7 protein-coding genes are annotated in these 6,059 nt (G+C 66.9%); 5 read left to right on the forward strand and 2 right to left on the reverse strand.

Going from position 1 to position 6,059, the window contains the following annotated elements; genetic code table 11:
* Nucleotides 1-122 precede the first annotated feature (122 nt).
* Together D4740_RS09665 and D4740_RS09670 are read left to right on the forward strand one after the other, a co-directional pair.
* Nucleotides 123-794: a TetR/AcrR family transcriptional regulator gene (locus D4740_RS09665; RefSeq protein ID WP_119836741.1), complete on the forward strand. Its 672-nt coding sequence runs from the start codon at nucleotides 123-125 to the stop codon at nucleotides 792-794.
* Nucleotides 795-920: 126 nt separating this feature from the next.
* A complete protein-coding gene (locus D4740_RS09670) occupies nucleotides 921-1,409 on the forward strand; it encodes an NUDIX domain-containing protein (protein ID WP_119836742.1) in 489 nt (162 codons plus the stop codon).
* A 271-nt stretch (nucleotides 1,410-1,680) separates the two neighbouring features.
* On the opposite strand, the gene D4740_RS12920 is transcribed toward D4740_RS09670, so the two are convergent.
* A complete protein-coding gene (locus tag D4740_RS12920; RefSeq protein ID WP_182911390.1) occupies nucleotides 1,681-1,830 on the reverse strand; it encodes a hypothetical protein in 150 nt (49 codons plus the stop codon).
* Between the two features lie 473 nt (nucleotides 1,831-2,303).
* On the opposite strand from D4740_RS12920, the gene D4740_RS09675 reads away from it, so the two are divergent.
* From D4740_RS09675 to D4740_RS09685, 3 genes are read left to right on the forward strand one after another with little or no spacing between them, the layout of a single operon-like run.
* Nucleotides 2,304-3,227 (forward strand): ABC transporter ATP-binding protein, encoded by a 924-nt coding sequence (locus tag D4740_RS09675; RefSeq protein WP_119836743.1) that lies wholly within the window; start codon nucleotides 2,304-2,306, stop codon nucleotides 3,225-3,227.
* Nucleotides 3,224-4,054 (forward strand): ABC transporter permease subunit, encoded by an 831-nt coding sequence (locus tag D4740_RS09680; protein WP_119836744.1) that lies wholly within the window; start codon nucleotides 3,224-3,226, stop codon nucleotides 4,052-4,054. Before D4740_RS09675 ends, D4740_RS09680 begins: the two co-directional genes overlap by 4 nt.
* Before the next feature lie 35 nt (nucleotides 4,055-4,089).
* Complete coding sequence (locus D4740_RS09685; protein ID WP_119836745.1) at nucleotides 4,090-4,878, forward strand: thioesterase II family protein; 789 nt, start codon at nucleotides 4,090-4,092, stop codon at nucleotides 4,876-4,878.
* 24 nt (nucleotides 4,879-4,902) lie between these two features.
* Here D4740_RS09685 and D4740_RS09690 read toward each other — a convergent pair whose 3' ends face one another.
* Nucleotides 4,903-6,009, reverse strand: a complete 1,107-nt coding sequence (locus D4740_RS09690) for a MupA/Atu3671 family FMN-dependent luciferase-like monooxygenase (protein WP_119836746.1) — start codon at nucleotides 6,007-6,009, stop codon at nucleotides 4,903-4,905.
* Nucleotides 6,010-6,059 lie beyond the last annotated feature (50 nt).

Consider the following 6,059-nt stretch of genomic DNA (forward strand, 5'->3'; position numbering starts at 1 on the left):
AGTGACGGTCTGTCACTTGAAGCACGAGAACCGTAGGTGATGTCCGTCACTTGTCAACCTTCGGCGTGCCCGGGTAGCGTGGCCTGAGCAGTGATCCCCAAGCAAGACCGTGAGGAGGAGGCATGGTCGGCTACCAGCGCGCCTACAGCGCCGAGCACAAGGCCGAGCGCCTCGAGGAGATCAAGGCAGCAGCCGACCACCTCCTCACCACCCGGGGCCTCCACCAGGTGACCCTGGCCGCCGTCGCCAAGGAGCTGGGCTGGTCCCGCGGCAACCTCTACCGCTACGCGCAGACCAAGGAGGAGATCTTCCTCGCCCTCTACCGCGACCACAGCGCCGCCTACGTCCACGCGCTCGCCGACGCCTTCGCCCAGCAGTCCCGCACCTACGCCCTGCCGCTGCCCGTCGCCGTCTTCGCACACCGGTGGGCCGAGGTCACCGACCGCCACCACGGCTACCTGCGCTACCAGGCCCTGCTCACCTCCGTCATTGAGACCAATGTGCCGGTCGACGTCCTCACCGCCTTCAAGCGCGACCTTGAGGAGGAGGTCCAGGGGGCCGTCGCCGTGGTCCGTCGCCAGGTGCCCGGGCTGGGACCCGAGGCCGCGTCCGCAGCCTACCGGGCACTCCTCTACCACGCCGCCGCCCTCCACAGCCACCTCCACGGCGCACCAACCCAGCTACAGGCCATGGAGGCGGCTGGCACCCCCCTGCCCAAGGGCGGCCTTGCTGGCGAGCTCGCCGACTTCGTCGAGACCTACCTGACCGGCCTCACCCAGCTGCTACCACAGTAGACGCCTGCTGCCCCCCGGCCGTCGGCGCAGCCCAGGGCGGGACCCCCGCAGGCGCAGTGCGGGCTGGTGCAGGCTGAGCGCGACCCCGGTCCGCGTCCACGCCGTCCCAGCACCTAGGATCGCCTCATGGCGACCCCAGACTTCATCCTGGCCCTGCGCGAGAAGATCGGACATGACCTGCTGTGGCTGCCGGGGGTGAGCATCGTCGTCGTTGACGACGACGAGCGCGTGCTGCTGGGCCGCCGCAGCGACAACGGCCACTGGGCGGTGGTCTCAGGGATTCCCGACCCCGGCGAGCAGCCCGGGGCTGCCGCCCGCCGTGAGTGTCTGGAGGAGACGGGCGTGGAGGCGGAGATCCTCGGGGTGGCCAGCGTCAGCGCAGGTGCACCCATGGCCTTCCCCAACGGGGACCGGTGCGCGTTCATGGACATGACCTTTGTGGCGCGACCAGCGCCCGGCTCGGCACCCGCCCGCGTGGCCGACGACGAGTCCACGCAGGTCGGCTGGTTCGCCCCCGACGCCCTGCCCAGCCCCCTGCTGGGGACCACCCCGGGGCGGCTACAGGCAGCACTGGAGTGGCTGGCAGACCCCGCCTCGGGGGCGCGGTTTCAGTAGGTCTCAGCACGCAACCTGTTGTTGCGCATCTTGAGGCCGCCTCCGCCGACAGGTCGCAGGCAAAGTGGCGTCATTGCACGAGTGCCGGACCTCCCGGGCAGCACAGTGGGGCTGAGGATGTGCAGCGCGCTACCCGTTGCACATCCTCAGGCCGTCGCCCGCGCCGGGCACTGGCAGATCTGGCGCCGTTGCGCGGATACGGGACTGCCCGGAGCACCACAGACGGAGTTGAAGATGTGCAGCACCGCCAACTTGCCGCCACCGAAGGCCCCTAACCAGTGACAGGGGCGGCGTCAGTCACGAACCGGTAGCCCACCTCCGAGGCCAGCACCCGGGCGACTGCCGTCACCGGTGGCCACCTAGTCCTCAGCCCCCTGCTGAGCGGCAGCCCCTGGTCCAGGCTCTGAGGCACCTGAAGCACGAAGTCCTCACGGACACCGCCGGGGAGAAGCCGCCTGGGGACAGCCGTCGTCTCGGTCGAGGCTGCTGAAGACGGGCACGTACCCGTTGGGCAGTGCCTGCTCCTGCCCGTCCCGGCAGCTCTCACACTCCCAGCAGGAGTCAGCCGTGCAGCCGATACCTCCCGGGTCCCCGGTAAAGCACGTCGAGCCGGACGCCGTGCAGCCCGACCTCACACCGCTCGGTAGCGACCGGGCGAGGGTCTCTCCGGGACAGGCGCCCCGGAGGCGCACGAGGCCTCCCTCGCCTGAACGACACGGCGGCCCGCAGCCCCGTTAGCGGGAATACCGCGTCCCGGTGCACCGGCGCTGTTTTGGCTCCAGCAGAACAAGAACTCTGACCGTCCTCCGGCTCGCCCCCTCTTTACCACGGCTCTACAACTTGATATTGTAACTGCTGGGACACCACTATAGCTCAGACCCGGAGGAGAGTCCCATGGAAACGATGATCAAAGCACGAAGGCTGCACAAGCGCTTCAGCAAGGTCCACGCCGTCCGCGGCATAGACCTCACCGTGGAGCGCGGAGTCATCTACGGCCTGATCGGCCCCAACGGTGCCGGTAAGTCCACGACGCTGCGCATGCTTGTTGACATCGTCCGCCCTAGCGACGGAACAGTCACCGTCCTCGGCCAGGCCCCACAGAAGGCCAAGCCCGAGCTGCGCCGCCGCATCGGCTATCTCCCAGGAGAGGTCAGGCTAACGGAGCGGAGCAGCGGGAAGTCGGTGCTGGACCACTTCAAGACCATCAGCGGTCCTGTCGCAGCCGGCACGGTCGAGTCGCTTGCCGAGCGCCTGGATCTTGACCTCAGCAGGCCCGTACGCACCTTGTCGAAGGGGAACCGCCAGAAGCTCGGGCTGGTCCAGGCCTTCATGCACCAGCCCGAGCTGTTGATCCTTGATGAGCCCACCAGCGGCCTTGACCCCTTGATGCAGCGCGAGTTCCTCTCCCTCATCCGTGAAGCACGAGACAGCGGCCAGACCGTGCTCCTCAGCTCCCACATCCTCAGCGAGATCCAGCACACCGCGGACGCAGCAGCGGTGCTGGCGCACGGCACGATCGTGGCAGAGGGAGACATCGCCTCGCTCCGCATCACTGGCACCTCGCACCTCCGTACGGTGGTGACCGGTACCGACGCCCAGCTCCTTCGTTCCCAGCTGGAGAAGCATCCCGGGCTGACCGCGCTGGAGGTCCGTGACATCGGCAACTCCACGGTCCAGGCCTCTGGCCTGCTGCGCGGCGACCCGGACTCCCTGATCAAGATCCTCTCCCACCACACGATTCGCGACTTCGCCCTCGAGGAGCCAGACCTCGAGGAGTCCGTCCTGGAACTATACGAAAGCACGAGGACCTCCTCATGACAACCTCGACTGCACGAGCCGCCGACAACCGCTCCACCGTATTCCCGATCCTGCGCTGGCAGCTGCGCAGCGGTACCCGTGGGCTGATCGGGTGGTCCATCGGCCTCTTTGTGGTAATCGTCCTCTATCTGCCTGTCTTCCCCAGCCTTCAGACGCCTGAGGTCAGTGACATGATCGACTCCCTGCCTCAGGGGATGTCGGAGACCATGGGACTGGACAGCATTGCGACAGGTGCTGGGTACGCCCAGGCAACCTACTTCGGCCTGCTCGGCTTCCTGCTTTCCGCCATGGCCTGCATCATCTGGGGCTCACATTTCATTGCCGGGTCGGAGGAGTCCGGACGACTGGAACTGACCCTGTCCCACGCTGTGGAGCGAGGCCAGTACGCCTTGGAGAGCCTGGGCACACTGGTAGCCCGCGTCCTGGTCTTGTGCGGTGTGACTCTTGTGGGCATCCTGGCGCTCAACGGCCCCGCAGAGCTCTCCCTGTCGCTGGGCAACACCGTCACCGCCACACTTGCGTGGGGTGCTCTCGCTCTCCTGTGCGGAACCACCGCTCTGGCTGTGGGGGCCGCGACTGGTCGGCAGAGCTGGGCCATTGCCGCAGGTGCAACCGTCACCGCAGCCGCCTACGCCTTCGACGCGGTCGGCAGGTCCAGCACCTCTCTGGACTGGCTGTCACGTTTGTCGCCCTACCACTGGGCGTTTGGCTCTGAGCCGCTGGCCACCGGAAACGGCTGGGGTGGTATTGCGCTGCTCTGCGGAGTCTCAACCGTCCTCTTCGTCATCGGGTACCTGTTGTTCTCCCGCCGAGACCTCCACGGCTGACCACCAAGGGCAGCCCTTCTGGAGTCCACGTCGGCATGCGGCCAGCAGACCAGGTCGACGACGTCTGGTTCACAGGGTGGCACGGTGTCACCGACCAGGCGGGGGCGGTCACCCTTGTGTGCCTGCCCCACGCCGGTGCGGGAGCCTCGGTCTACGCACGCTGGGCCCCGCTGCTCCCCCCGTGGGTCAGGCTTGTTGGAGTCACTCTGCCCGGACGCGAATCCAGGATCAGCGAACCTCTGCTGACGTCCGTAGATGAGGTGGTCGAGCACCTGGGACCAGCCGTGTCCGCCCGCGTGCAGGAGCCGTTCGTCCTCTTCGGCCACAGCCTGGGCGCGCTCATTGGCTACGAGCTGGCCTGCTGGCTGGGAACCCACAACGGCGCGGTGCGGCCCGAGATCCTCGTCGTCTCGGGCCGCACCGCGCCCCACCACGCCAGTAGACCCACCGAGATCCACGCGCTTGACGACGAGGCCTTTCTCATCGCCATGCACGAGCGGTACGGGGGGATTCCAGAGGCTCTCCTGGACAACCCCGAGCTGCGTGACATCTTTCTTCCGTCGTTGCGGGGCGACATGTCGATCCTTGCGCGGTACTACCAGTCCGGCCACATACTCCCTGCAGGGACGGAGCTGCTCGTCCTGGGAGCACAGGACGACCCGACCACCACCACCGACGGGCTGCACGCCTGGAGCGAACTGACCAGTGGCAGCACGACGATAAAAGTCTTTCCTGATGGCGGGCACTTCTACGCCCAGACCCGCGCCCTGCAGGTCACCGAGGCGGTCGTCAACGCGATCGTTGCCCGCACGACTCCCTGGTGAGGCGTCCTGACAGCTCTAGGCCTGCTATCGCCTCCGCGTCGCGTAGTACCCCATCGCACCCGCCGCAAGGCCTTGCTGTATGAAGCCGGGCGTGTCATCAGTGTCGCTGACCTCAGCAAGGACCTCGTCCAGCAGTGGAAGGCCCTCAAGCACCGTGGTGAACGGCAGGCCGAAGTCGAGGAGGCAGGCTACCTCGTTCACGCCGATCGACCCCGCCCTCTCGATCATCGCGACGCACCGTTGCGGGGTACCCAGCAGCGCCCGGTTCTCGACCATGTCCTCGAAGGCGCTGTCTACGAGCAACTGCTGCTCCTCCTCGCTGAGCAGCTTCGACTCACCGTGCACAGCGGCGTCTCCATCCCGTTGCCTGAGGAAGGAGGACAGGTATCCGGTGAGCGGTTCCCGGACCAGCGCGCGAACCGCCTCGTCATCCAGGCCGACGAAGGTGTGGAGACCGACCGTGACTACACCTGCCTGCGGATCATGACCGGACTCCTCCCGGGCAGCCCGATAAGCCTGGATGTTCTGCTCGAGGCGGTCCCAGCCGTCGAGCAGCGTGAGAACGTTGAGACCGAGAGTCCCAGCCGTGACCCACGTATCTGGGTTGGTGCTGTGGACCACCCACAGCGGCATCTCCCGCTGGAGCGGGCGCGGGAACGTCCGCACCGTCAGAGTCTCGCCCTGCGGGCCTGGGAAGGTGACGCTCTCCCCTCTCCACAGATCGCGCAACGTCCTGACCTGGTCGAAGGTATACTGCCTACGGTCCTGGTAGTGCTCAGGATAGAAGACGAAGTCTCCCTTGTGCCACCCGGTGGCCAGGCACACGCCAGCTCGGCCGCCGGAGAGCTGGTCGACCAGGGACCAGTCCTCAACCAGGCGCGCGGGGTGGTGGTGCGGCAGGACGACGCACCCCGCCCGCAGCGCTATACGGCGGGTCACCCGGCTCAGGGCGGCACTAAGAACAGCAGGGTTCGGATAGCTGCTTCCGAACTCCTGGAAGTGCCGTTCCGGAGTCCACAACGCGTGGTAGCCAGCACGGTCCGCGTGCTCGGCTACAGTGAAGAGGAACTCGTAGCGCTCCTCGCCGGGAATACTGTCATCAGTCGAGAAGAAATAGATTGACAGCTTCATGGCGCTCCTTTCGGGTAGAGCCGACAGACAGGGACGTGGTCGCCAGCGGC

The organism is Actinomyces sp. 2119 (genome assembly GCF_003591215.1).
Taxonomy (GTDB): domain Bacteria; phylum Actinomycetota; class Actinomycetes; order Actinomycetales; family Actinomycetaceae; genus Actinomyces; species Actinomyces lilanjuaniae.